A 20,640-nucleotide genomic window follows, 5' to 3' on the forward strand; every position below is an offset into this window, starting at 1 on the left:
AGGAGCGCGCGATGTTCTTTGGCCGCAAGAAAACCGAGATGCCCGCCGCCGACCGGGCGCTGCCGGGCCGCGACCGCCCGATCCAGACCGCCGAGACCCATTTCGTGACCGGCCGCCCGCTGAAGGCGCCGGTGCCGGAGGGCATGGCAGAGGCGATGTTCGGCATGGGCTGCTTCTGGGGCGTCGAGCGGATCTTCTGGCAGGTGCCGGGCGTCTGGCTGACGATGGCGGGCTATGCCGGCGGGACCACGCCCAACCCCACCTACCAGGAGGTCTGCACCGGCCAGACCGGCCACAACGAGGTGGTGCGGGTGGTCTACGACCCGGCCGCGCTGTCTTACGAAGACCTGCTGCGCCGGTTCTGGGAGGGGCATGATCCGACCCAGGGCATGCGCCAGGGCAATGACGTGGGCACGCAGTACCGATCCGGGATCTATACCTACACCGAGGCGCAGAAGGCGGCGGCCGAGACCAGCCGCGACGCCTATGCCGCGCGGCTCTCGGCGTCGGGCTACGGGCCGATCACCACCGAGATCCTGGGTGCCCCGGTCTTCTACTACGCCGAGGACTATCACCAGCAATACCTTGCCAAGAACCCGTCGGGCTATTGCGGGATCGGCGGCACCGGCGTCAGTTGTCCCATCGGCCTGCCGGCTTGACGGGCGCGGGCGGCTTGCCTATCCGCGTCTGACCCGACGCAGAGGACGCCGCCCATGCCCACCTTCACCGCCTTCACGACCCTTCCCGGCAAACCCGCGGCCGAGGATCTCGGCGCCGCGATGGAGCGGCTCGATCCGGAACCGACGGGCGTCGGCGTCTTCGAGATCGAGGACGGGTCCGGGCTCTGGGAGGTCGGCGGGTATTTCGCGCAAGCACCGGACGCGGCCGCACTGGCGCTGCTGGCGGCGGCGTTCGGGGCCGCGCCCTTCGCCGTGTCCGAGCTGCCGGAAACCGACTGGGTCGCCAAGGTGCGCCGCGAACTCGCCCCGGTCGAGGCCGGGCGCTTTTTCGTCCATGGCAGCCACGATTCCGACAAGGTGCCGGAGGGCTGCGTCGCGCTGCTGATCGAGGCGGCGATGGCCTTCGGCACCGGTCACCACGGCACCACGCAGGGATGCCTGCGCGCGCTCGACCGGTTGATCGGGGCCGGCCTCGCGCCGCGGGCCGTCGCCGATATCGGCTGCGGCACGGCGGTGCTGGCGATGGCCGCGGCACGGATCTGGCCGGTGCCGGTCATCGCCAGCGACATCGACCCCGTGGCCGTCGAGGTGGCCGAGGCGAATCTCGCCGCCAATGCCATGACGGGCCGGGTCACCTGCATCGAGGCGGCGGGCTTCGATCACCCGCGCCTGGCCGACGCCGCGCCCTTCGACCTTGTCTTCGCCAATATTCTCAAGGGTCCGCTGGTCGCGCTGGCCCCGGACATGGCCCGCGCGGTGGCGCCGGGCGGGGCGGCGATCCTGTCGGGGATCCTCAATGAACAGGCCGACGCGGTCGCCGCCGCCTACGCCGCCGAGGGCTTTGCCGAGACCGCCCGCGAGGTGATCGGCGAATGGACGACGCTCACGCTGCGCCGCGCCGCGTGACGGCATGAAAAAAGGCCGCCCCCGTTTCCGGGAGCGGCCCTGAAGCCCTGGGGCGCTCGGCTGCGCTCAGCGCAGGTTCTCGAGATCGCCGCGCACGAGACCGATGTCGTCCAGCTCGCGGTCGCTGAGCTTGGAGAGCGCGTTGCGCGTGGCGCGCTTGGCGTTCCAGTCGGAGACGGCACCGACGATGTGGTAGGCAACGGAGGCGGCGCGGTTGAAGATCGACGCACCTTCGCTGATCGAGCGGGTTGTTTCGAAGACGGCCATGATATCGATCCTTCTGGCACGGGGTGACGCTGTGTTTCTGAACCGGCATCTAGGATCGTTTTCGCGCCCGCGCAATCGCGCGTTTTGCATGGCTTCCATGCGTTTTTCGCATGGGTTCGTTTTCCGGCTAAAGTCATGAAAAATATTCAAAAATTCCGGATAAAACTGTCGCTTTCAGACCCGGTTTCGTCGCGATTCGACCATGGTTCCGGTCGGCCCCGGCGACTGGGTCCGGCGCCGGCCCGAAGGCGCCGGAAAACGATTTCGCGCCCGCTGTGGCCGAAAGGTCGCAGCCGGCCCCGCCGCGACGCGGCGCTGGCCAATGTTCGCGTTTCGTGCTAGGCGTTTTGAAAAGGACAAGGGCAGGGACAGGCCATGCGCATCTTGGGCATCGACCCCGGATTACGGGTTCTCGGATGGGGACTCGTGGAAACCTCGGGCAGCAAGGTGATCCACCGCGCCAACGGCGTCTGCAAATCCGAGGGCAAGGAACTCGCCGCGCGCCTCCTGAGCCTCTATGAGCAACTGACCGAGGTCTGCCGGACCCATGCCCCCGACATGGCGGCGGTGGAAAAGACCTTCGTCAACCGCGACGGGGCGGGCACGCTGAAGCTTGGCCAGGCACGCGGCATCGCGCTGCTGGTGCCGGCCCAGGCCGGGCTGGACGTCGCGGAATATTCCCCGAACTCCGTCAAGAAGGTCGTGGTCGGCGTCGGCCATGCCGAGAAGCGCCAGGTCGAGCACATGGTCCGCCTGCTTTTGCCCGGCGCGGTCCCGGCGGGCCCGGACGCGGCCGACGCGCTGGCCGTGGCGCTCTGCCACGCGCAATACATGCAAAGCGCCGGACGGCTGGACGCGGCGCTTGCGAGGGCCGGCGCATGATCGGGCGGATCGCGGGGATCGTCGACTACCGCGGCGCCGATCACGTGCTGATCGACGTGCGCGGGGTCGGCTATGTCATCCATTGTTCCGACCGCACCCTTGCCGCCCTGCCCGGTCCGGGCGAGGCGGCGGCGCTTTACACCGACCTTCTCGTGCGCGAGGACCTTTTGCAGCTCTACGGCTTCACCACCCTGCAGGAACGCGAATGGCACCGGCTGCTGACGACCGTGCAGGGCGTGGGCGCGAAGGCCTCGATGGCCATCCTTGGCACGCTCGGCCCCGACGGGGTCAGCCGCGCCATCGCGCTGGGGGACTGGGCGGCGATCAAGGCCGCGCCCGGGGTGGGCCCCAAGATCGCGCAGCGCGTGGTCAACGAGCTGAAGGACAAGGCTCCGCAGGTCATGGCGCTCGGCGCGACCGTCACGCGCCCGCAGGCGCCGGCCGGTGGGTCCGGCGCGGCCGCCGTTCTCGACCCCGGCGACGTCGCCCCGGAGCCGGCCCCGGCCGCCCCCGCCGCGCCGGGACGCGGTGCCGCGCAGGCCGAGGCCCTGTCGGCGCTGGTCAATCTGGGCTATAGCCAGGGCGAGGCCGCCTCCGCCGTCGCGACCGCCGCCGGCGACGCCCCCGAGGCCGACACCGCCGCGGTGATCCGTGCCGCGCTGAAACTGCTGGCTCCGAAGGGCTGAGCACATGACCGAGCCCGACCCGACCCTCCGCCCCGAGCCGCGCCCCGAGGATGCGGATCGCGCGCTTCGCCCGCAGACGCTCGAGGCCTTCATCGGCCAGGCCGAGGCCCGCGCGAACCTGCGCGTTTTCGTCGAAAGCGCCCGCCGCCGTGGCGAGGCGATGGATCACACCCTCTTCTTCGGCCCGCCGGGCCTGGGCAAGACCACGCTGGCCCAGATCATGGCGCGCGAGCTCGGCGTGAACTTCCGCATGACCTCGGGCCCGGTTCTGGCCAAGGCCGGGGATCTCGCGGCGATCCTCACGAATCTCGAGGCGCGCGACGTGCTCTTCATCGACGAGATCCATCGCCTCAACCCGACCGTCGAAGAGGTGCTCTACCCGGCGATGGAGGATTTCGAGCTCGATCTCGTGATCGGCGAGGGGCCGGCCGCGCGCACGGTGCGGATCGAGTTGCAGCCCTTCACGCTGGTCGGCGCCACGACGCGGCTCGGGCTGCTGACCACGCCGCTCCGCGACCGTTTCGGCATCCCAACGCGGCTGGAATTCTACAGCCCCGAGGAGCTGCACGAGATCGTCACGCGCGGCGCCCGGCTGCTCGGCGCCGATCCCGCGCCCGAGGGCGCCTGGGAAATCGCCCGCCGCGCCCGCGGCACGCCGCGGATCGCGGGCCGGCTGTTGCGCCGGGTGGTGGATTTCGCCGTCGTCGAGGGCGACGGCACCGTGACGCAGGCCCTGGCCGACCGCGCCCTGACGCGGCTCGGCGTCGACGCGCTGGGGCTCGACGGGGCGGACCGGCGCTATCTCAGGCTCATGGCCGAGCATTACGGCGGCGGCCCGGTCGGCGTCGAGACGCTGGCGGCCGCGCTCTCGGAAAGCCGGGACGCCATCGAGGAGGTGATCGAGCCCTACCTTCTGCAGCAGGGGCTGGTGCAGCGCACGCCGCGCGGCCGGATGCTTGCGGCGAAGGCCTGGGCGCATCTCGGCCTCGAGCCGCCGCGGCGGGGCGACCTGCTCGATCTCTAGAGCGGTTGCGGGCCGCGCCCCGGCGGTCTATGCCGCGTCCAGGTGGTGGAAATATCCTCGGGGGTGAGCCCCGGACGGGCGTCCGGGGCGAGGGGGCGGAAAGCCCCCTCCCGGCAGGCGGGGAGGCTGGCGATGACGCCGGACGAGATCGAAACGCTCTTCACCGGCTCTGACGGGCGCTACGGCTTCGCGCGCTGGGGCAGGCCGATTGCGCCCGTGGTCTTCGGGGTCGAGGACGCCACGGTCGCCGCGCTCAAGGGCGCGCTCGAGGCGGTGGTGGCGCTGGCCGGGCACGGCATGGCCGAGACGGATCCCGAGCTCGGCGTCAACCTGATGGTCTTCTTCCTGCGCGACTGGAACGAGCTCACAGCGGTGCCGGACCTGGACCGGCTGGTGCCAGGGCTGGGCCCGCTTGTCGCCCGTCTCGATGCCGGCGGGGCGACCAACTACAGGCTGTTCCGCTTCGATGCCGATGGGGCGATCAGGGCCTGTTTCGTCTTCATCCGCGTCGACGACGCCGTCGCCGGGATGCCCGCCGAGACCCTGGCGCTCGGCGAGGCGGTCCAGGTGATGCTGACCTGGTCGGACCGCGCCTTTGCCGCGCAGGGCCCGCTGGGGCAGGCGGAACCCGGCGGACCGGCGCTGCTGAAGCCCGGGATCGCCGGTGTGATCCGCGCGGCCTACGACCCGGTGATGCCTGCGGCCACGACCGACCCGGCGCATGCGCTGCGCCTCGCGGCCCGGCTGGGGGCGATGCGATGACGCCCCATCGCTTCGATCTGAGGGTCTATTACGAGGACACCGACCTCGCGGGCATCGTGTATTATGCCAACTACCTCAAGTTCATCGAACGCGCCCGCACCGAATGGGTGCGCGGGTTGGGCATCGACCAGGGGCGGCTGAAGGCCGAGAGCGGGATCGTCTTCGCGGTGCGCCGGGTCGTGGCCGACTACCTGCGCCCCGCGCGTTTCGACGACCTGCTGACGGTCGAGACGCGTCTGGCCGCGCTCTCGCCGGCGCGGATCGTCCTCGAACAGGACGTGCTGCGCGCCGGGGAGCGGCTCTTCGCCGCCGGGGTGACGCTCGTCGCGCTCGCCGAGACCGGGCGCCCGGCCCGGCTGCCAGCGGATATTCGCCGAGCGCTGGGCGCGGCCGCGCGATAATCGTCCGATCACGCCGAGTTTGTTGGCAATCCGCTTGGAAAACGGCTATTTTGGCCTTTGAAAAGAACAGTCGCAGCAGGCGGCGCACGGACGAAAAAGAGCAGGTCCATGGAAACCGAAGCCCTCGCGGCCGCACAGGCGGTCGATTTCTCGCTGGCCGCGCTGTTCTGGCGCGCCACCTTCACCGTGAAGCTCGTGATGATCGCGCTCGTCCTGGCCTCTTTCTGGGTCTGGGCGATCGTCATCCAGAAATTCATCAACTACCGCGCCGCGCGCCAGGAGACCGCCGAGTTCGACAAGGCCTTCTGGTCGGGCGAGCCGCTCGACGAACTCTACGATCAGATCGGCGAGGTGCCGCGCAGCGCCCCGGAAAAGATCTTCTTTGCCGGCATGACCGAATGGAACCGTTCGCACCGCCGCGATGGCGCCCTGATCGCCGGTGCGCAGTCGCGGATCGACCGGTCGATGGACGTGGCCATCGGCCGCGAGAGCGACCGGCTGAACGGCGGGCTGACGGTGCTGGCCACGGTCGGCGCCACCGCGCCCTTCATCGGGCTCTTCGGCACGGTCTGGGGGATCAAGCACGCCTTCGAGGAGATCGCGCTGCAGCAGAACACCAGCCTCGCGGTCGTGGCCCCCGGCATCGCCGAGGCGCTGGTCGCCACGGCGCTGGGTCTCTTCGCGGCGATCCCGGCGGTGATCTTCTACAACAAGCTCTCGAGCGACGCAGAGCGGATCACCTCCGAATACGAGGCCTTCGCCGACGAGTTCGCCACCATCCTCTCGCGCCAGCTGGAGGGCTGAGATGGGCGCGGGGGTCATGGACAAGGGCGGCGGCGGCGGTCGACAGGGACGGCGCCGGGCGCGCCGCGCCAAGCCGATGTCGGAGATCAACGTCACGCCCTTCGTGGACGTGATGCTGGTGCTGCTGATCATCTTCATGGTGGCCGCGCCGCTGCTGACCGTCGGCGTGCCGGTGCAGCTGCCCGAGACGGCGGCGACCCCGTTGCCGACCGAGGACCAGGAGCCGCTGACGGTCACCCTGACCGCGGACGGCCGGCTGTTGCTGCAATCGACCGAGATCGCCCGCGACGAGCTGATCCCCAAGCTGCGCGCCGTGCAGGCCGAGCGCGCGGACGACAAGCTCTTCCTGCGCGCCGACGGGGCCATCCCCTATGACGCGGTGATGCAGGTGATGGGCGCGCTCAACGCCGGGGGCTTCCGCAATATCGGGCTGGTGACGGAGTCGGGCGGGCCGACGCTCGACGGGCGGGACGGCTGAGGCCTGGCATGCAAACCGGCGTCAAGATCTCCGGGGCGCTTCATCTGGGCGCGATCCTCTGGGTGCTTCTCGGCGGAACCCTGTTCCGTGCGCCGCCGCCCGCGGACATGCAGGTCTCCGACGTCTCGATCCTGAGCGAGTCGGAATTCGCCGCGCTGGTCTCGGATGCGCCCGAGGCCGAAACCGTGCTGCCCGCGCCCGAAACGCCGGAGGTCGCCGCCGAGGCGCCGGCCGTGCCCGGGGCCGAGAGCGCCCCCCAACGCCCCGAGGTGGTGGCCCCCGCGCCGCCACAGCCCGCCGAGGCCGAACCAGACATGAGCGGCGCCCGCGCCCGCGCCGAGGCCGAGGCCGACGATACGCCGCCGCCCGCGCCGGTGCCGCCCGCGTCCGAGGACAGCCTGCCGCCCGCCCCCGCGCCCGACGCGCCGGTGGCCGCGCAGGATCGCGAGGGGCTCGACCGGCCGCAGCCGCCCGCGCTGGAAACCGCCGCGCCGCGCCCGGCCGAGCGCGTCGCGCCCGAGGCGACGCCCGCGCCGGACCCCGACGTGGCCCGCGCGGAGCAAGCCACCGAGGCCACCGCGCCCGACCCCGAGGCCGAGGCCGCCGCCACGGCGGAGCCCCGGACCGAGGCCGCGCCGGAGGCGGCGGCGACCGAGATCGTCACCGAGGCGGAGGAAGGCGAGGCCGACCGGGCGACCGCGCCGCTGCGCACGGCGCGCCCGCGGGCGCGGCCGGACCGCCCGGCGCCGTCGCCCGACCCGGAGCCGGACACCGAAACCACCGCGGCAGAGCCCGACCCGCCCCCCGAGGAAGAGAGCCCCGAGGACGCCATCGCCGCCGCCATCGCCGCCGACATGGCGAACGACACGCCGCCGGACGGCCAGCCCGCCGCGCGCAGCGGCCCGCCGCTGACCGGGGGTGAGCGCGAAGCGCTGCGCGTGGCGGTGCAGGACTGCTGGAACCTCGGGTCGCTCTCTTCGGCGGCGCAGCGGGTCGTCGTGACCGTCGGCGTCAGCATGTCGCCCGACGGGCTGCCGATCGCCGACAGCATCCGCCAGATTTCCGCGACCGGGGGCTCGGGCGGTGCCGCCCAGCAGGCCTACGAGGCCGCGCGCCGCGCCATTATCCGCTGCGGCCGGGACGGCTACGGCCTGCCCCCCGAGAAATACGATCAGTGGCGTGATATAGAAATGACATTCAATCCTGAGAGGATGCGGACCCGATGAGACATCTCGCGACATATCTCCTGGCGCTGGCGCTCTCGACCCTCGCCGTGGCCGGCCCCGGCGCGCAGGCGCAGGGGCGCGACGGCCCGCTCAGGATCGAGATCACCGAGGGCGTGATCGAGCCCTTGCCTTTCGCCGTGCCCGATTTCGTGGCCGAGGACGGCCGCGCGCGCGACCTGGCCGCGCAGATCGCCGACGTCGTGGCGGCCGACCTGGCGGGCACCGGGCTGTTTCGAGAAATCCCGGAAAACGCCCATATCTCGCGCGTGACCAGCTTCGATTCGCCGGTGCAGTTCTCCGACTGGAAGGCGATCAACGCCCAGGCGCTCGTCACCGGGGCGGTCGCGACCGGCGCCGGCGGCCGGCTGACGGTGAAGTTCCGGCTCTTCGACGTCTTCGCCGAGGCCCCGCTCGGCGAGGGGCTGCAGTTCCAGGGCTCGACCGGGTCCTGGCGGCGCATGGCCCACAAGGTGTCCGACGCGGTCTATTCCCGCATCACCGGCGAGGCCCCGTATTTCGACAGCCGCGTGGTCTTCGTCTCGGAGACCGGGCCCAAGAACGACAGGCGCAAACGCCTTGCGGTGATGGATTACGACGGGGCGAACATGCAGTACCTGACGGGCGACCAGTCGCTCGTGCTGGCGCCGCGGTTCTCGCCGGACGGTCGGCGGGTACTCTACACCTCCTACGAGACCGGCTTCCCGCGGATCAACATCCTCGACGTGACCACGGTGCAGCGCCGCGCGCTCGACGACCAGCCGGGCACGATGAGCTTCGCGCCGCGCTTCGCGCCGGACGGGCGCACGGTGGTGTTCTCGCTCAACCGCGGGGCCAACACCGACATCTTCACGCTGGATCTCGCCACCGGCGAGCGGCGCAGGCTGACGAGCTCGGCCGCGATCGAGACGGCGCCGAGCTTTTCGCCCGACGGCCGCTTCGTCGTGTTCGAGTCCGACCGCAGCGGCACCCAGCAGCTCTACATCATGTCCGCCTCGGGCGGCGAGGCACGGCGCATCAGCTTCGGCAAGGGGCGCTACGGCACGCCGGTCTGGTCGCCGCGCGGCGACATGATCGCCTTCACCAAGCAGAACGCGGGACGCTTCCATATCGGCGTGATGCGCACCGATGGCTCCGAGGAACGGCTGCTGACCTCCTCCTTCCTCGACGAAGGGCCGACATGGGCGCCCAACGGCCGGGTGGTGATGTTCACGCGCGAGACCGCCGGGGCCGGGGGCGCGCCCGCGCTCTACTCGGTGGACATATCGGGGCGGAACCTCAAACGCGTCCCGACGCCCAACGCGGCATCGGACCCGAACTGGTCGCCGCTGCTGGAGTGAGCCGCGTTTCCAGCGCGGCCGCGACCTGTTAGACTGCCCCCAATCGAGCAAAGACGAAAAACAAGGACCGCATCCATGACTTCCCCCAGAACTCTCCTGATCCTCGCCGTCGCGATGGGCCTGTCGGCCTGTGCGGGCGGTTTCCGCGGCGACGGCGCCGGCAGCGGCTATGGCAGCGGCACGGGCGCCGGCGCCGGTGCGGGCATGGGCGTCTACGACCCGGCCTCGCCGCAATATTTCAACCAGACCGTCGGTGACCGCGTCTTCTTCGCCGTGGACGAGAGCACGCTCTCGGCCGAGGCGCGCGCGACCCTGGACGCCCAGGCCGACTGGCTGATCCGCAATCCCGAATACAGCGCCATCGTCGAGGGCCATGCCGACGAGCAGGGCACGCGGGAATACAACCTCGCCCTCGGCGCGCGCCGGGCGAGCGCGGTGCGCGACTATATCGTCGAGCGCGGCGTCGCCGATGCACGTCTGCGGACCGTCAGCTACGGCAAGGAGCGCCCGATCGAGATCTGCTCCACCGAGGCGTGTTATTCCAAGAACCGCCGTGCGGTGACGGTCATCTCGGCCGGCTCCTCCAGCTGATCCCCGGAGCGCCCGCATGACCCGTCCCGCCCTCTTGCTGGCCACCTGTTTGGCCCTGGTGCTTCCCGCGACGGGCGCCTGGGCGCAGGCGCGCGGCGAGACCCTCGCCGATATCCGGCAGGACCTCTCGGTGCTCTACGTCGAGATCCAGCGCCTGAAGCGCGAGCTGTCGACCACGGGTGGCCCGTCGGTGGCGACCGGCGGCAGCAGCCTCCTGGATCGCGTCGACAGCCTCGAGACGGAACTGCGCCGCCTGACGGCGCGGGCGGAGGAGCTCGACCACCGGATCCGCAGCGTCGTCGAGGACGGGACCAATCGCGTGGGCGACCTGGAATTCCGGCTCTGCGAGCTGGAAGAGGACTGCGACATCGCCGAACTCGGCGATACGCCGTCGCTGGGCGGCGTGCCCGACGACGAGATCCGGATCGACCCGGAGCCGGCGCCGGGCGGCGGCAATGGCGCCGCCCCGGAACTCGCCATGGGCGAGCAGGCCGATTTCGACGCGGCACGCGCCGCCTATGACGCCGGCGACTTCCAGGCGGCGGCCGAGCAGTTCCAGGATTTCACCACCAACTACCCGGGCGGCGCGCTCTCGGGCGCGGCGCATTTCTGGCGCGGCGAGGCGCTTGCCGCGCTCGAGGACTGGAGCGGCGCCGCGCGCGCGTATCTCGACAGTTTCAGCGGCGATCCGGACGGCGACAAGGCCCCGGTGGCGCTGCTGCGGCTCGGGATCAGCCTCGACCGTATCGGCCAGCGCGAGGAAGCCTGCCTGACGCTGGGCGAGGTTCCGGCGCGCTATCCGGGCAGCGCCGCCGCCGAAGAGGCCCGCGCCCAGATGCGGGCATTCGGCTGCCAGTGACGCCCCCCTCGGCGGCAGAGTTCGAACAGAGCATGGCCGCCTGCCTGGGTGGCCCCGCCCCCGGCCGGCTGGGTGTGGCCGTGTCGGGCGGGGGCGACTCCGTGGCGCTGATGGCGCTGCTGGCCGACTGGGCCGGGCCGCGGGGCGTCGCGCTGTCGGCGGTGACGGTCGATCACGGCCTGCGCCCCGAGGCGGCGGAGGAAGCCGCGCTCGCCGCCCGCAGCGCCGCCCGGCTGGGCCTGCCGCACGAGACGCTGCGATGGCAGGGCTGGGACGGGCAGGGCAACCTGCAGGATGCCGCCCGCCGGGCGCGCCGCGCGCTGATCGCCGACTGGGCCGGGACGCAAGGGCTCGGGGCGGTGGCCCTGGGCCATACGCTGGACGACCAGGCCGAAACCGTGCTGCTGCGGCTTGCGCGCGGATCGGGGGTGGACGGGCTCTCGGGCATGGCGCGGCACCGGCGCGCGGCCGGCATCGTCTGGCTGCGCCCGCTGCTCGGGGTGCGCCGCGCCGCGCTGCGCGCGCTTTTGCGGGACAGGGACCTGCCCTGGGCGGAAGATCCCAGCAACGCGGATCCGCGCTTCGACCGGGTGAAGGCCCGGCGGGCACTGGAAGCGCTGGCGCCGCTCGGCTTGGACGCCGAGGGCCTGGCCGAAACAGCCGGGCACATGGCGACGGCGCGGGCCGCGCTCGAGGCCGAGACACAGGACGCGGCGCGGGCCATCGCCCGGGTCACTGTCGCCGGCGCGGTGTGCATCGACCGCGCGGGGCTCGTCGCGCTGCCGGAGGAGATTCGCCTGCGGCTGGTGTCGCACGCCCTGATCTGGGTGGCCTCGGCGGGCTACCGCCCGCGCCGCCGGGCGCTGGAACGCGCGCTCTCGGATGCCGTCGCGGGGCAGGCGGGCACGCTGCATGGCTGTGAACTGCGCCCCGAGGCAGGCGATCTCTGCATCCGGCGCGAACCCGCGGCGGTCCGCGACATGACCGCGCGGCCGGGCGAGATCTGGGACGGGCGCTGGCGCGTCACGGGCCCCGGCGCGCCGGACCTGCGGGTTGCGGCGCTGGGGATCGCGGGGCTGGCCGACTGCCCCGGATGGCGCGAAACGGGCCTCTCGCGCGGCGCATTGGCCGCCACGCCGGCGGTCTGGCGGGACGCGCGACTGGTCGCCGCGCCGCTCGCCGGGCGGGCCGAAGGGTGGCAGGCGCGGCTCGAACCGGGGGCGGACTCCTTCTTCGAAACGATATTATCGCATTGAAAGACGCCCCCCGATCTCTATTTTAGGCCCATGGCCGGGATCGCACCCGCGACACCCGGCCAATCCAAATCGAGGAGAGTTTCGTGGGCAACGCGCGAAATATTGCCTTTTGGGTCGTTCTGTTCCTGCTGATCGTGGCGCTGTTCAACCTGTTCAGCGGCGACCAGGCCACCATGGCGTCCCGAAGCGTATCCTATTCAGAATTCATCGAACGCGTCGATGACGGCGACATCACCAGCGCCACGCTCGACGGCGAGAAGGTCTATTTCCGCGGCGCGGACGGCACCCAGTTCATGACCGTCAAGCCCGCCGAGGTGGACGTCACCGACCGGCTGCTGGACAACGGCGTCGCGATCGAGGCCAAGCCGCAGGAAGAGTCCGGGTTCCTCTCGGTCCTCTCGCTCTGGCTGCCCTTCCTGATCCTGATCGGTATCTGGATCTTCTTCATGAACCGCATGCAGGGTGGCGGCCGCGGTGGCGCCATGGGCTTCGGCAAGTCCAAGGCCAAGCTCCTGACGGAGAAGCATGGCCGCGTCACCTTCGACGACGTCGCCGGCATCGACGAGGCCAAGGACGACCTCGAAGAGATCGTGGAATTCCTGCGCAACCCGCAGAAGTTCTCGCGCCTGGGCGGCAAGATCCCCAAAGGCGCGCTGCTGGTAGGCCCGCCGGGCACCGGTAAGACGCTGCTCGCACGGGCCGTCGCGGGCGAGGCCGGCGTGCCGTTCTTCACCATCTCGGGCTCGGACTTCGTCGAAATGTTCGTGGGCGTCGGCGCCAGCCGCGTGCGCGACATGTTCGAACAGGCCAAGAAGAACGCGCCCTGCATCGTCTTCATCGACGAGATCGACGCCGTCGGCCGGTCGCGTGGCGTCGGCTATGGCGGCGGCAACGACGAGCGCGAGCAGACGCTGAACCAGCTGCTGGTCGAGATGGACGGCTTCGAGGCCAACGAGGGGATCATCATCGTCGCGGCCACCAACCGCCCCGACGTGCTGGATCCCGCGCTGCTGCGTCCGGGCCGGTTCGACCGCCAGGTGCAGGTGCCCAACCCCGACATCAAGGGCCGCGAGAAGATCCTCGGCGTGCACGCCCGCAAGGTTCCGCTGGGTCCCGACGTGGACCTGCGCATCATCGCGCGCGGCACGCCGGGCTTCTCGGGCGCCGATCTCGCCAACCTCGTGAACGAGGCGGCGCTGATGGCCGCGCGGGCCGGGCGGCGTTTCGTGACGATGGAGGATTTCGAGAACGCCAAGGACAAGGTCATGATGGGCGCCGAGCGCCGGTCGATGGTCATGACCGAGGACGAGAAGAAGCTGACCGCCTATCACGAGGCCGGGCATGCGGTCGTCGGCATGAACGTGCCGCAGCACGACCCGATCCACAAGGCCACGATCATCCCGCGCGGCCGGGCGCTCGGGCTCGTGCTGTCGCTGCCCGAACGGGATCAGCTGTCGGTCACGCTGACCAAGTACAAGTCCAAGATCGCCATGGCGATGGGCGGGCGCGTGGCCGAAGAGCTCGTCTTCGGGCCGGAGAACGTGACCTCCGGCGCGGCGTCCGACATCCAGCAGGTGTCCAAGATCGCGCGGGCCATGGTGACGCAGTTCGGCTTTGCCGAGGAACTGGGCTATGTCGATTACGCCAACGAGCAGCAAAGCTTCCTCGGGGCCTATGGCGGCGGCGCGCAGCACTCCGAGGAGATGCAGAAGCGCATCGACGCCAAGGTGAAGGAGATCGTGGACGAGGGCTACGAGACCGCCAAGCGGATCCTGACCGAGAAACGCGACGATCTCGAGCGGCTGGCGCAGGGGCTTCTGGAATACGAGACCCTGACCGGTGACGAGATCCGCAAGGTGATCGAGGGCGAGCCGCTCAATCGTGGCGGCGACGAGGATGACCTGCCGCCGAGCGGCAACGCCCCGAGCGTCACGGCGATCCCGAAGACCAACAAGCCGAAATCCTCGGATGGCGGCGGCCTCGAGCCGGAGCCGGAACCGACCTGACGCCGAGGCCGGCGGCAGGTGACGAAGACCCCCGGGGCGCGCTGCCCCGGGGGTTTTTCTTTGCCGGGCCGACAGGGCTTTCGGCTTGCGGGGGCGGGACCGGCGCGGCAGTCTGGGCCGGATCCCGGAAAGGAGCCACCGATGCCGCTGTTGATCCCCACGGGCCACGCGGCCCGCGTCACCTGGATCGGGGTGGTGCCCGACCGCACCGCGAGCCTCGCCGCCGCACCGCTGGAGCGGGCCGAGCTGACCTTCGCCGGGATCGCGGGGGAGGCCCATGCCGGGCTGACCCGGCCGTCCTGCAGCCGGGTCACGATGCTCTACGACAAGGGGACCGAGATCCGGAACACCCGGCAGCTCTCGATCCTGTCCGAGGAAGACCTCGACGCCATCTCCGCCGGGATGGGGCTGGACCGGCTGGACCCGGCCTGGCTCGGCGCCTCGATGGTGGTCGCCGGCATCCCCGACTTCACCCTGGTGCCGCCCGGTGCGCGGCTGCGGCTCGCCTCGGGCGCGGTGGTGACGGTGGACATGGAGAACCGCCCCTGCCACCTGCCGGTCGAGGTGATCGAGCGTCACCATCCGGGCAAGGGCAAGGCGTTCCGGACCGCCGCGCAGCGCCGTCGCGGCGTGACCGCCTGGGTCGAACGCGAAGGGCCGCTGGCGCGCGGCGACGGGGTCGCGCTGTTCGTGCCGGACCAGCCGCGCTGGCCGCACGATCCCGCCGGCTGACCCGCCGCGCGCGCCGCGCCGTTTCCCATGGGAAACCACCGCTGCGACATTTCGACGGTTCCCGATCCAAATGTGTCGGAAACGCCGCTGTCGGCCCCCGTGCTTCGCGGCTATCAGGCCAGTGGAACCCGGATCACCGACATCCGAGCGCAAGGGGACAGTCATGGCGCACAAGACCGATATCGAGATCGCACGCGAGGCGACGAAGAAGCCGATCCAGGAGATCGGCCAGACGCTGGGCATTCCCGGCGATCACCTGCTGCCCTTCGGCCATGACAAGGCCAAGGTCTCGGCCGACTTCATCGACAGCGTGAAGGATCGCCCCGACGGCAAGCTCATCCTGGTCACCGCCATCAACCCGACCCCGGCCGGCGAGGGCAAGACCACCACCACCGTGGGGCTCGGCGACGGGCTGAACCGAATCGGCAAGAAGGCCGCGATCTGCATCCGCGAGGCCTCGCTCGGCCCGTGCTTCGGCATGAAGGGCGGCGCGGCCGGGGGCGGCTATGCCCAGGTCGTCCCGATGGAGGAGATGAACCTCCATTTCACCGGCGACTTTCACGCGATCACGGCCGCGCATAACCTGCTCTCGGCGATGATCGACAACCACATCTACTGGGGCAACGAGCTCGGCATCGACGAACGCCGGGTCGCCTGGCGCCGGGTGATGGACATGAACGACCGCGCGCTGCGCGACATCGTGACCTCGCTCGGCGGCGTGGCCAACGGCTTCCCGCGCCAGACCGGCTTCGACATCACCGTGGCCTCCGAGGTCATGGCGATCCTGTGCCTCGCGACCGATCTGGCCGACCTGCAGCGCCGGCTGGGCGCGATCATCGTGGCCTATACCCGCGACAAGCAGCCCATCTACGCCCGCGACATCAAGGCCGACGGCGCGATGACGGTGCTGCTGCGCGACGCGATGCAGCCGAACCTGGTGCAGACGCTGGAAAACAACCCGGCCTTCGTCCATGGCGGCCCCTTCGCCAACATCGCCCATGGCTGCAACTCGGTCGTGGCGACGCAGACGGCGCTGAAACTGGCCGATTACGTGGTGACCGAGGCCGGCTTCGGCGCCGACCTGGGGGCCGAGAAGTTCATGAACATCAAGTGCCGCAAGGCCGGGCTCGCGCCCGACTGCGTCGTGCTGGTGGCCACGGTCCGCGCGATGAAGATGAACGGCGGCGTCGCCAAGGAGGATCTCGGCGCCGAGAACGTCGCGGCGGTCGAGGACGGCTGCGCCAATCTGGGCCGGCACATCGGCAACGTCAAAAGCTTCGGGGTGCCGGTGGTCGTGGCGATCAACCATTTCGCCGGCGACACCGAGGCCGAGGTCAAGGCGGTGATGGATTACGTCGAGACGCAGGGTTCCGAGGCGATCCTCTGCAAGCACTGGGCCGAGGGCGGCAAGGGCACCGAGACACTCGCCACGCGCGTGGCCGAGATCGCCGACAGCGGCGTCTCGCAGTTCTCGCCGCTCTACCGGGACGACATGCCGCTCTTCGAGAAGATCGAGACCATCGCCAAGCGCATCTACCGCGCCGACGAGGTGCTGGCCGACGCCAAGGTGCGCAACCAGCTCAAGGAATGGGAGGCCGCGGGCTATGGCGAGCTGCCGGTCTGCATGGCCAAGACGCAGTACAGCTTCACCACCGACCCGTCGCGCCGTGGCGCGCCCACCGGCCATTCCGTCCCGGTGCGCGAGGTGCGGCTGTCGGCCGGCGCGGGCTTCATCGTGGTCATCTGCGGCGAGATCATGACCATGCCCGGCTTGCCGCGCGTGCCCTCGGCCGAGGCGATCGGGCTCAACGACCTGGGCCAGGTCGAGGGCCTCTTCTGAGGCCCGTTCCCGGGGGCGGCGCGATGGTCGAGACCCTGATCCCGGCACGGCGCGCGGCGGCGATCGACGGCAGGTCCATCGCCGCGCGGATGCGCGCCGCCGTGGCCGCCGAGGTGGCAGCGCTCGCCGACGCCGGCTGGGCGCCGCGGCTGGTCTCGATCAGCGTGGGCGACCAGGCCGCGTCGGAGATCTATGTCCGCAACCAGGCGCGCGCGGCCGCCGCCGCCGGCGTCGGCTTCGAGGCCCGCCACTACCCTGCCGGGACCACGCTCGAGCAGCTGGCGGACGTGTTGGACGGGCTGAACGCCGATCCGCGGGTCAACGGGATCATCATCCAGCGCCCGCTGCCGGCGCATATTCCCGTGAAGGCGCTGCAAAGGGCCGTGCATCCCCTCAAGGACGTCGAGGGCATGCATCCGGCCTCGATCGGGAACATCGTCTATAACGATCTCGCCCTCGGCCCCTGCACGGCGGTGGCCGCGGTCGAGATCCTGAAGACCCTGCCGCTGAAGATCGAGGGTCTCGACGTCACCGTGATCGGGCATTCCGAGATCGTCGGCAAGCCGATCGCCTTCCTGCTGATGGGACTGGGTGCGACGGTGACGGTCTGCCACCACATGACCCGGTCGGTCGCGATGCATTCCCGCGGCGCGGACGCGGTTTTCGTCGCGGTCGGCAGGGCGGGGCTGGTCACGGGCGAGATGATCAAGCCCGGCGCGGCGCTGATCGATATCGGGATCAACCGGATCGAGACGCCTGGCGGCGCGCGCACGGTGGGCGACGCCGATTTCGACAGCTGCGCAGAGGTCGCGGGCTGGATCACGCCGGTTCCCGGCGGGGTCGGGCCGGTCACGGTGGCCGTGCTGCTGAAGAACGCCACCCTTGCGACGCGGCTCCAGATGGCCCAAACCCGCGACAGCTTCGCCACCCCAGAGTCCTGACGGAGGATCCATGAGCGCCAAGATCATCGACGGAAAGGCCTTCTCGGCCGAGGTGCGGGCCCGCGTGGGCGAACAGGTCGCCCGGCTCAAGGCCGCGCACGGGATCACGCCCGGCCTCGCGGTCGTGCTGGTGGGCGAGGATCCGGCCAGCCAGGTCTATGTCCGCAACAAGGGCAAGCAGACCGTCGAGGCGGGGATGGAAAGCTTCGAGCACAAGCTCGACGCCGACACGTCCGAGGCCGCGTTGCTGGACCTGGTCGCGCGCCTGAACGCCGACCCGGCGGTGCACGGCATTCTCGTGCAGCTGCCGCTGCCCGGTCACATGAACGCCGATGCCGTCATCAATGCCATCGACCCGGCCAAGGACGTGGACGGCTTCCATATCTCGAATGTCGGGCTGCTGGCGACGGGGCAGAAGGCGATGGTGCCCTGCACCCCGCTTGGCTGCCTGATGATGCTGCGCGACCAGCACGGGGATCTCTCGGGCATGAACGCGGTGGTCGTGGGACGGTCGAACATCGTCGGAAAGCCGATGGCGCAGCTCCTGCTGCGCGACAGCTGCACGGTCACCATCGCCCATTCCCGCACCCGCGAGATCGAGACCGTCTGCCGGCAGGCCGATATCCTCGTCGCCGCGGTCGGGCGCCCCGAGATGGTCACCGGCGACTGGATCAGGCCGGGCGCCACGGTGATCGACGTGGGCATCAACCGCGTGCCGGCGCCCGAGAAGGGCGAGGGCAAGCACCGGCTCGTCGGTGACGTTCATTTCGAAAGCGCGTCACAGGTGGCCGGGGCCATCACCCCGGTGCCCGGCGGGGTCGGGCCGATGACGATCGCCTGCCTTCTGGCCAACACGCTGACCGCCTGCTGCCGGGCCAACGGCCTGCCCGAGCCAGAGGGGCTGACGGCCTGACGCGGATTGGCGTCACCCGGTAACGGGCACCATCGTTCCGAGAAGCGTGGCGACCGGCACGCGGTCCTCGCCGGTCTCCGCCACGACATCGGCGCGCACCACCATCAGCCGCCGGCCGGGCTTGACGACGCTGCCCGTGGCGACCAGCCGATCCCCTTTCCCCGGGGCCAGGAGATGGATTTTCATCTCGCTGGTCAGGACTTCGCTGCCTTCCGGCATCAGCGAAAGGGCCGCGTAGCCGGCCGCGCTGTCGCCGATGGCGAAGGTCAGCCCGGCATGGGCATATCCGTGCTGCTGGGTGGCCGAGGGCAGAATCGGCGCCGCGATCCGGCAGCGCCCGGACGCAATCTCGATCATCTCGGCGCCGAGCGTGCGCATCAGCGCCTGCAGGTCAAAACTGCAACGGATTGACTCAAACCGGTGATTGCCTGTCGCGTTTTCCATGTGGCAACATTTCATCCATCCAACAAGCGGGCCAGACGCATAGTATATCGAATGTTGAGTTCTCGTAACCGTTCAGGACCTGATGTGCGGCACTTGATCCTGGCAGACAGGTTTCTCCCAATAGCGGTGGTCGCGAAAGCGGTGCGTTTTCCCATCGAGGTCCTGGTGCGGATGCTCCGGCCGCTGACACTCGGATCCTGGGCGCTGGCGACGCTCCTGACGGCGCTGACCGGTCCGCTCGGAACCTATTCGTCCTATGCCCTGCCCGAGCGGCTGGTCTACTGGGGCGGCTTCATCGGCGCGTCGATCCTGCTTGCGACCGCGCTTCTCGTGCTGAGCGATCGCCACACCCTGCGCTTCGGCTACTGGCCCGTGGCGCTGGCGCGCGTGCTGGTCTTCACCGGTCTCTTCACCTGGTTCCTGTACTGGTTCCATTGCGTCGTGCTGGACTTTCCGCACGAGGAAATGCCGCCCGTCTGGTATCTTGCCCTGGTCGTGTTCACGGTGGCGCTCTGGGTGAATATCTTCCGCTATTTCCTGGCGGGCGCGGGGCGCGCGGCCGCCGAGGCCGACGCGTCCGCGCCCGAAGACTCCACGGCAGAACCGCGCCTGCTGCGCCGGCTTTCCGCCGACATGGGCAGCGACATCCTGCATCTCTCGGTCGATGACCATTACGTCGAGGTGGTCACGGCCCGCGGCCGGCAACGGCTGCTGATGCGTTTCGTCGATGCGCTGGACGAGCTCGAGGGGCTTGACGGGCTGCGCGTTCACCGCTCGCACTGGATCGCGCCGGAGGCGGTGGTCCGGCATCAGCGCGAGCGCGGGCGCGACGTCCTGGTGCTGAAGACCGGCGCCCATGTCCCGGTCAGCCGCAAGTACCGCGCGGCGGTGCGCGCCGCCGGGCTCATCTAGCGGCGCGGCATCGGCATGGCGCGTGGCGGCGCCCCCGTCAGGATCGCGATCGCCTGCGGACCCATCAGCCCGGCCAGGGGCGGGGCGTGGCAGGCAAGCCCCCCGGTATAGGTGCCGTAGGCAGGCAGGATCACGCGCCGGCTGTCGACGAGAAAGGCCGGCCGGCTCCGGCGGGCGAGCCGGGCCTTGGGATGATAATGGCCCGAGACCTCGCCGGCGGCGTCCGGACGGGCGATATGGCGGAAGACCAGCGGCCCGAGCGCCAGCTCCGCCCGGTGCGTGCCGCCCAGATCGACCGGCCCCGGATCGTGATTGCCCTCGACCCAGATCCAGCGCCGGCCGGCCATGAGCTGCATCAGCCAGCTCCGCTCCGCCTCGCCGAGACCGCCGGCCGCCGCGAGATCGTCGAAACTGTCGCCGAGACAGACCACGACCGCCGGATCGGTCGACGCGATGTCGTCGGCGAGCCGGGCGAGCGTGTCGCGGGTCTCGAACGGGGGCAGCAGCGCACCGCCCCGCCGGGCGATCCGCTCGGCCTTGCCGAGATGCAGGTCCGAGACGCAAAGGAGCGACTCCGCGCGCCAGAACAGCGCGCCCGATCCGAGCGCCGTGAGGGTCGCGTCCGCGAGGGGAAAGTCATGCCCGTGCATACCCGTCAGAAACACCCTGTGGCGCCGCCGCGCAAGGGCCGCT

At 70.6% G+C, this 20,640-nt stretch carries 23 protein-coding genes; 20 read left to right on the forward strand and 3 right to left on the reverse strand.

What is annotated here, in order from left to right; translation table 11 throughout:
- Positions 1 to 11: 11 nt before the first annotated feature.
- Both msrA and ACQ5SP_RS12545 read left to right on the forward strand, forming a co-directional pair.
- On the forward strand, positions 12 to 659 hold the full coding sequence (msrA, locus tag ACQ5SP_RS12540; protein ID WP_430938723.1) for a peptide-methionine (S)-S-oxide reductase MsrA: 648 nt from the start codon (positions 12 to 14) through the stop codon (positions 657 to 659).
- Positions 660 to 713: 54 nt separating this feature from the next.
- Positions 714 to 1,586, forward strand: coding sequence for a 50S ribosomal protein L11 methyltransferase (locus tag ACQ5SP_RS12545; RefSeq protein WP_430938724.1), 873 nt, complete (start codon positions 714 to 716; stop codon positions 1,584 to 1,586).
- A 66-nt stretch (positions 1,587 to 1,652) separates the two neighbouring features.
- On the opposite strand, the gene ACQ5SP_RS12550 is transcribed toward ACQ5SP_RS12545, so the two are convergent.
- Complete coding sequence (locus ACQ5SP_RS12550) at positions 1,653 to 1,853, reverse strand: DUF1127 domain-containing protein (RefSeq protein WP_430938725.1); 201 nt, start codon at positions 1,851 to 1,853, stop codon at positions 1,653 to 1,655.
- A 375-nt stretch (positions 1,854 to 2,228) separates the two neighbouring features.
- Between ACQ5SP_RS12550 and ruvC the strand changes: the two genes are divergently transcribed.
- From ruvC to folD, 17 genes are all read left to right on the forward strand, one after another.
- Positions 2,229 to 2,735: a crossover junction endodeoxyribonuclease RuvC gene (ruvC, locus tag ACQ5SP_RS12555; RefSeq protein ID WP_430938726.1), complete on the forward strand. Its 507-nt coding sequence runs from the start codon at positions 2,229 to 2,231 to the stop codon at positions 2,733 to 2,735.
- Positions 2,732 to 3,421 carry a Holliday junction branch migration protein RuvA gene (gene ruvA / locus ACQ5SP_RS12560; protein WP_430938727.1) on the forward strand — a complete coding sequence of 230 codons (690 nt, stop codon included), beginning with the start codon at positions 2,732 to 2,734 and terminating at the stop codon, positions 3,419 to 3,421. The genes ruvC and ruvA overlap by 4 nt, the downstream gene beginning before the upstream one ends.
- A gap of 4 nt (positions 3,422 to 3,425) precedes the next feature.
- On the forward strand, positions 3,426 to 4,445 hold the full coding sequence (gene ruvB, locus ACQ5SP_RS12565) for a Holliday junction branch migration DNA helicase RuvB (protein ID WP_430938728.1): 1,020 nt from the start codon (positions 3,426 to 3,428) through the stop codon (positions 4,443 to 4,445).
- A gap of 132 nt (positions 4,446 to 4,577) precedes the next feature.
- Positions 4,578 to 5,207: a hypothetical protein gene (locus ACQ5SP_RS12570; protein WP_430938729.1), complete on the forward strand. Its 630-nt coding sequence runs from the start codon at positions 4,578 to 4,580 to the stop codon at positions 5,205 to 5,207.
- Positions 5,204 to 5,608 (forward strand): tol-pal system-associated acyl-CoA thioesterase, encoded by a 405-nt coding sequence (gene ybgC, locus ACQ5SP_RS12575; RefSeq protein WP_430938730.1) that lies wholly within the window; start codon positions 5,204 to 5,206, stop codon positions 5,606 to 5,608. The genes ACQ5SP_RS12570 and ybgC overlap by 4 nt, the downstream gene beginning before the upstream one ends.
- A 108-nt stretch (positions 5,609 to 5,716) precedes the next feature.
- Positions 5,717 to 6,412, forward strand: coding sequence for a protein TolQ (gene tolQ, locus ACQ5SP_RS12580; protein WP_430938731.1), 696 nt, complete (start codon positions 5,717 to 5,719; stop codon positions 6,410 to 6,412).
- Position 6,413: 1 nt separating this feature from the next.
- Positions 6,414 to 6,890, forward strand: a complete 477-nt coding sequence (gene tolR, locus ACQ5SP_RS12585; protein ID WP_430938732.1) for a protein TolR — start codon at positions 6,414 to 6,416, stop codon at positions 6,888 to 6,890.
- A gap of 8 nt (positions 6,891 to 6,898) precedes the next feature.
- Entirely contained in the window at positions 6,899 to 8,116 is a 1,218-nt protein-coding gene (locus tag ACQ5SP_RS12590; RefSeq protein WP_430938733.1) for a hypothetical protein, read from the forward strand.
- Complete coding sequence (tolB, locus tag ACQ5SP_RS12595) at positions 8,113 to 9,453, forward strand: Tol-Pal system beta propeller repeat protein TolB (RefSeq protein ID WP_430938734.1); 1,341 nt, start codon at positions 8,113 to 8,115, stop codon at positions 9,451 to 9,453. The genes ACQ5SP_RS12590 and tolB overlap by 4 nt, the downstream gene beginning before the upstream one ends.
- Positions 9,454 to 9,528: 75 nt before the next feature.
- A complete protein-coding gene (gene pal, locus ACQ5SP_RS12600) occupies positions 9,529 to 10,044 on the forward strand; it encodes a peptidoglycan-associated lipoprotein Pal (RefSeq protein ID WP_430938735.1) in 516 nt (171 codons plus the stop codon).
- Between the two features lie 16 nt (positions 10,045 to 10,060).
- Complete coding sequence (ybgF, locus tag ACQ5SP_RS12605; RefSeq protein WP_430938736.1) at positions 10,061 to 10,903, forward strand: tol-pal system protein YbgF; 843 nt, start codon at positions 10,061 to 10,063, stop codon at positions 10,901 to 10,903.
- 32 nt (positions 10,904 to 10,935) lie between these two features.
- Positions 10,936 to 12,159 (forward strand): tRNA lysidine(34) synthetase TilS, encoded by a 1,224-nt coding sequence (gene tilS, locus ACQ5SP_RS12610; protein ID WP_430938835.1) that lies wholly within the window; start codon positions 10,936 to 10,938, stop codon positions 12,157 to 12,159.
- Between the two features lie 83 nt (positions 12,160 to 12,242).
- The gene (gene ftsH / locus ACQ5SP_RS12615; protein ID WP_430938737.1) at positions 12,243 to 14,165 is read left to right on the forward strand and encodes an ATP-dependent zinc metalloprotease FtsH; all 1,923 of its coding nucleotides are present in this window, start codon (positions 12,243 to 12,245) and stop codon (positions 14,163 to 14,165) included.
- A gap of 141 nt (positions 14,166 to 14,306) precedes the next feature.
- On the forward strand, positions 14,307 to 14,897 hold the full coding sequence (locus ACQ5SP_RS12620) for an MOSC domain-containing protein (RefSeq protein WP_430938738.1): 591 nt from the start codon (positions 14,307 to 14,309) through the stop codon (positions 14,895 to 14,897).
- Positions 14,898 to 15,060: 163 nt separating this feature from the next.
- Positions 15,061 to 16,737: a formate--tetrahydrofolate ligase gene (locus ACQ5SP_RS12625; protein WP_430938739.1), complete on the forward strand. Its 1,677-nt coding sequence runs from the start codon at positions 15,061 to 15,063 to the stop codon at positions 16,735 to 16,737.
- A 23-nt stretch (positions 16,738 to 16,760) separates the two neighbouring features.
- Positions 16,761 to 17,678, forward strand: coding sequence for a bifunctional 5,10-methylenetetrahydrofolate dehydrogenase/5,10-methenyltetrahydrofolate cyclohydrolase (locus ACQ5SP_RS12630; protein ID WP_430938740.1), 918 nt, complete (start codon positions 16,761 to 16,763; stop codon positions 17,676 to 17,678).
- 10 nt (positions 17,679 to 17,688) lie between these two features.
- Positions 17,689 to 18,591 (forward strand): bifunctional methylenetetrahydrofolate dehydrogenase/methenyltetrahydrofolate cyclohydrolase FolD, encoded by a 903-nt coding sequence (folD, locus tag ACQ5SP_RS12635; RefSeq protein ID WP_430938741.1) that lies wholly within the window; start codon positions 17,689 to 17,691, stop codon positions 18,589 to 18,591.
- A 12-nt stretch (positions 18,592 to 18,603) separates the two neighbouring features.
- Here the strand turns inward: folD and ACQ5SP_RS12640 are convergent, their stop codons facing one another.
- Complete coding sequence (locus tag ACQ5SP_RS12640) at positions 18,604 to 18,969, reverse strand: PaaI family thioesterase (protein WP_430938742.1); 366 nt, start codon at positions 18,967 to 18,969, stop codon at positions 18,604 to 18,606.
- 207 nt (positions 18,970 to 19,176) lie between these two features.
- On the opposite strand from ACQ5SP_RS12640, the gene ACQ5SP_RS12645 reads away from it, so the two are divergent.
- Complete coding sequence (locus ACQ5SP_RS12645; RefSeq protein ID WP_430938743.1) at positions 19,177 to 19,947, forward strand: LytTR family DNA-binding domain-containing protein; 771 nt, start codon at positions 19,177 to 19,179, stop codon at positions 19,945 to 19,947.
- Here the strand turns inward: ACQ5SP_RS12645 and pdeM are convergent.
- Positions 19,944 to 20,597, reverse strand: a complete 654-nt coding sequence (pdeM, locus tag ACQ5SP_RS12650) for a ligase-associated DNA damage response endonuclease PdeM (RefSeq protein WP_430938744.1) — start codon at positions 20,595 to 20,597, stop codon at positions 19,944 to 19,946. The two genes, ACQ5SP_RS12645 and pdeM, sit on opposite strands and share 4 nt — an antisense overlap.
- Between the last annotated feature and the right edge of the window lie 43 nt (positions 20,598 to 20,640).

Source organism: Rhodovulum sp. YNF3179 (assembly GCF_050586465.1).
Lineage (GTDB): Bacteria > Pseudomonadota > Alphaproteobacteria > Rhodobacterales > Rhodobacteraceae > CAJXYS01.

What these genes read in the sequence shown, in the direction of transcription:
- msrA (WP_430938723.1), top strand. Translation starts at nt 12, where the DNA reads ATGTTCTTTGGCCGCAAGAAAACCGAGATGCCCGCCGCCGACCGGGCG.
- ACQ5SP_RS12545 (WP_430938724.1), top strand. Translation starts at nt 714, where the DNA reads ATGCCCACCTTCACCGCCTTCACGACCCTTCCCGGCAAACCCGCGGCC.
- ACQ5SP_RS12550 (WP_430938725.1), bottom strand. Translation starts at nt 1,853, where the DNA reads ATGGCCGTCTTCGAAACAACCCGCTCGATCAGCGAAGGTGCGTCGATC.
- ruvC (WP_430938726.1), top strand. Translation starts at nt 2,229, where the DNA reads ATGCGCATCTTGGGCATCGACCCCGGATTACGGGTTCTCGGATGGGGA.
- ruvA (WP_430938727.1), top strand. Translation starts at nt 2,732, where the DNA reads ATGATCGGGCGGATCGCGGGGATCGTCGACTACCGCGGCGCCGATCAC.
- ruvB (WP_430938728.1), top strand. Translation starts at nt 3,426, where the DNA reads ATGACCGAGCCCGACCCGACCCTCCGCCCCGAGCCGCGCCCCGAGGAT.
- ACQ5SP_RS12570 (WP_430938729.1), top strand. Translation starts at nt 4,578, where the DNA reads ATGACGCCGGACGAGATCGAAACGCTCTTCACCGGCTCTGACGGGCGC.
- ybgC (WP_430938730.1), top strand. Translation starts at nt 5,204, where the DNA reads ATGACGCCCCATCGCTTCGATCTGAGGGTCTATTACGAGGACACCGAC.
- tolQ (WP_430938731.1), top strand. Translation starts at nt 5,717, where the DNA reads ATGGAAACCGAAGCCCTCGCGGCCGCACAGGCGGTCGATTTCTCGCTG.
- tolR (WP_430938732.1), top strand. Translation starts at nt 6,414, where the DNA reads ATGGGCGCGGGGGTCATGGACAAGGGCGGCGGCGGCGGTCGACAGGGA.
- ACQ5SP_RS12590 (WP_430938733.1), top strand. Translation starts at nt 6,899, where the DNA reads ATGCAAACCGGCGTCAAGATCTCCGGGGCGCTTCATCTGGGCGCGATC.
- tolB (WP_430938734.1), top strand. Translation starts at nt 8,113, where the DNA reads ATGAGACATCTCGCGACATATCTCCTGGCGCTGGCGCTCTCGACCCTC.
- pal (WP_430938735.1), top strand. Translation starts at nt 9,529, where the DNA reads ATGACTTCCCCCAGAACTCTCCTGATCCTCGCCGTCGCGATGGGCCTG.
- ybgF (WP_430938736.1), top strand. Translation starts at nt 10,061, where the DNA reads ATGACCCGTCCCGCCCTCTTGCTGGCCACCTGTTTGGCCCTGGTGCTT.
- tilS (WP_430938835.1), top strand. Translation starts at nt 10,936, where the DNA reads ATGGCCGCCTGCCTGGGTGGCCCCGCCCCCGGCCGGCTGGGTGTGGCC.
- ACQ5SP_RS12620 (WP_430938738.1), top strand. Translation starts at nt 14,307, where the DNA reads ATGCCGCTGTTGATCCCCACGGGCCACGCGGCCCGCGTCACCTGGATC.
- ACQ5SP_RS12625 (WP_430938739.1), top strand. Translation starts at nt 15,061, where the DNA reads ATGGCGCACAAGACCGATATCGAGATCGCACGCGAGGCGACGAAGAAG.
- ACQ5SP_RS12630 (WP_430938740.1), top strand. Translation starts at nt 16,761, where the DNA reads ATGGTCGAGACCCTGATCCCGGCACGGCGCGCGGCGGCGATCGACGGC.
- folD (WP_430938741.1), top strand. Translation starts at nt 17,689, where the DNA reads ATGAGCGCCAAGATCATCGACGGAAAGGCCTTCTCGGCCGAGGTGCGG.
- ACQ5SP_RS12640 (WP_430938742.1), bottom strand. Translation starts at nt 18,969, where the DNA reads ATGCGCACGCTCGGCGCCGAGATGATCGAGATTGCGTCCGGGCGCTGC.
- pdeM (WP_430938744.1), bottom strand. Translation starts at nt 20,597, where the DNA reads ATGCACGGGCATGACTTTCCCCTCGCGGACGCGACCCTCACGGCGCTC.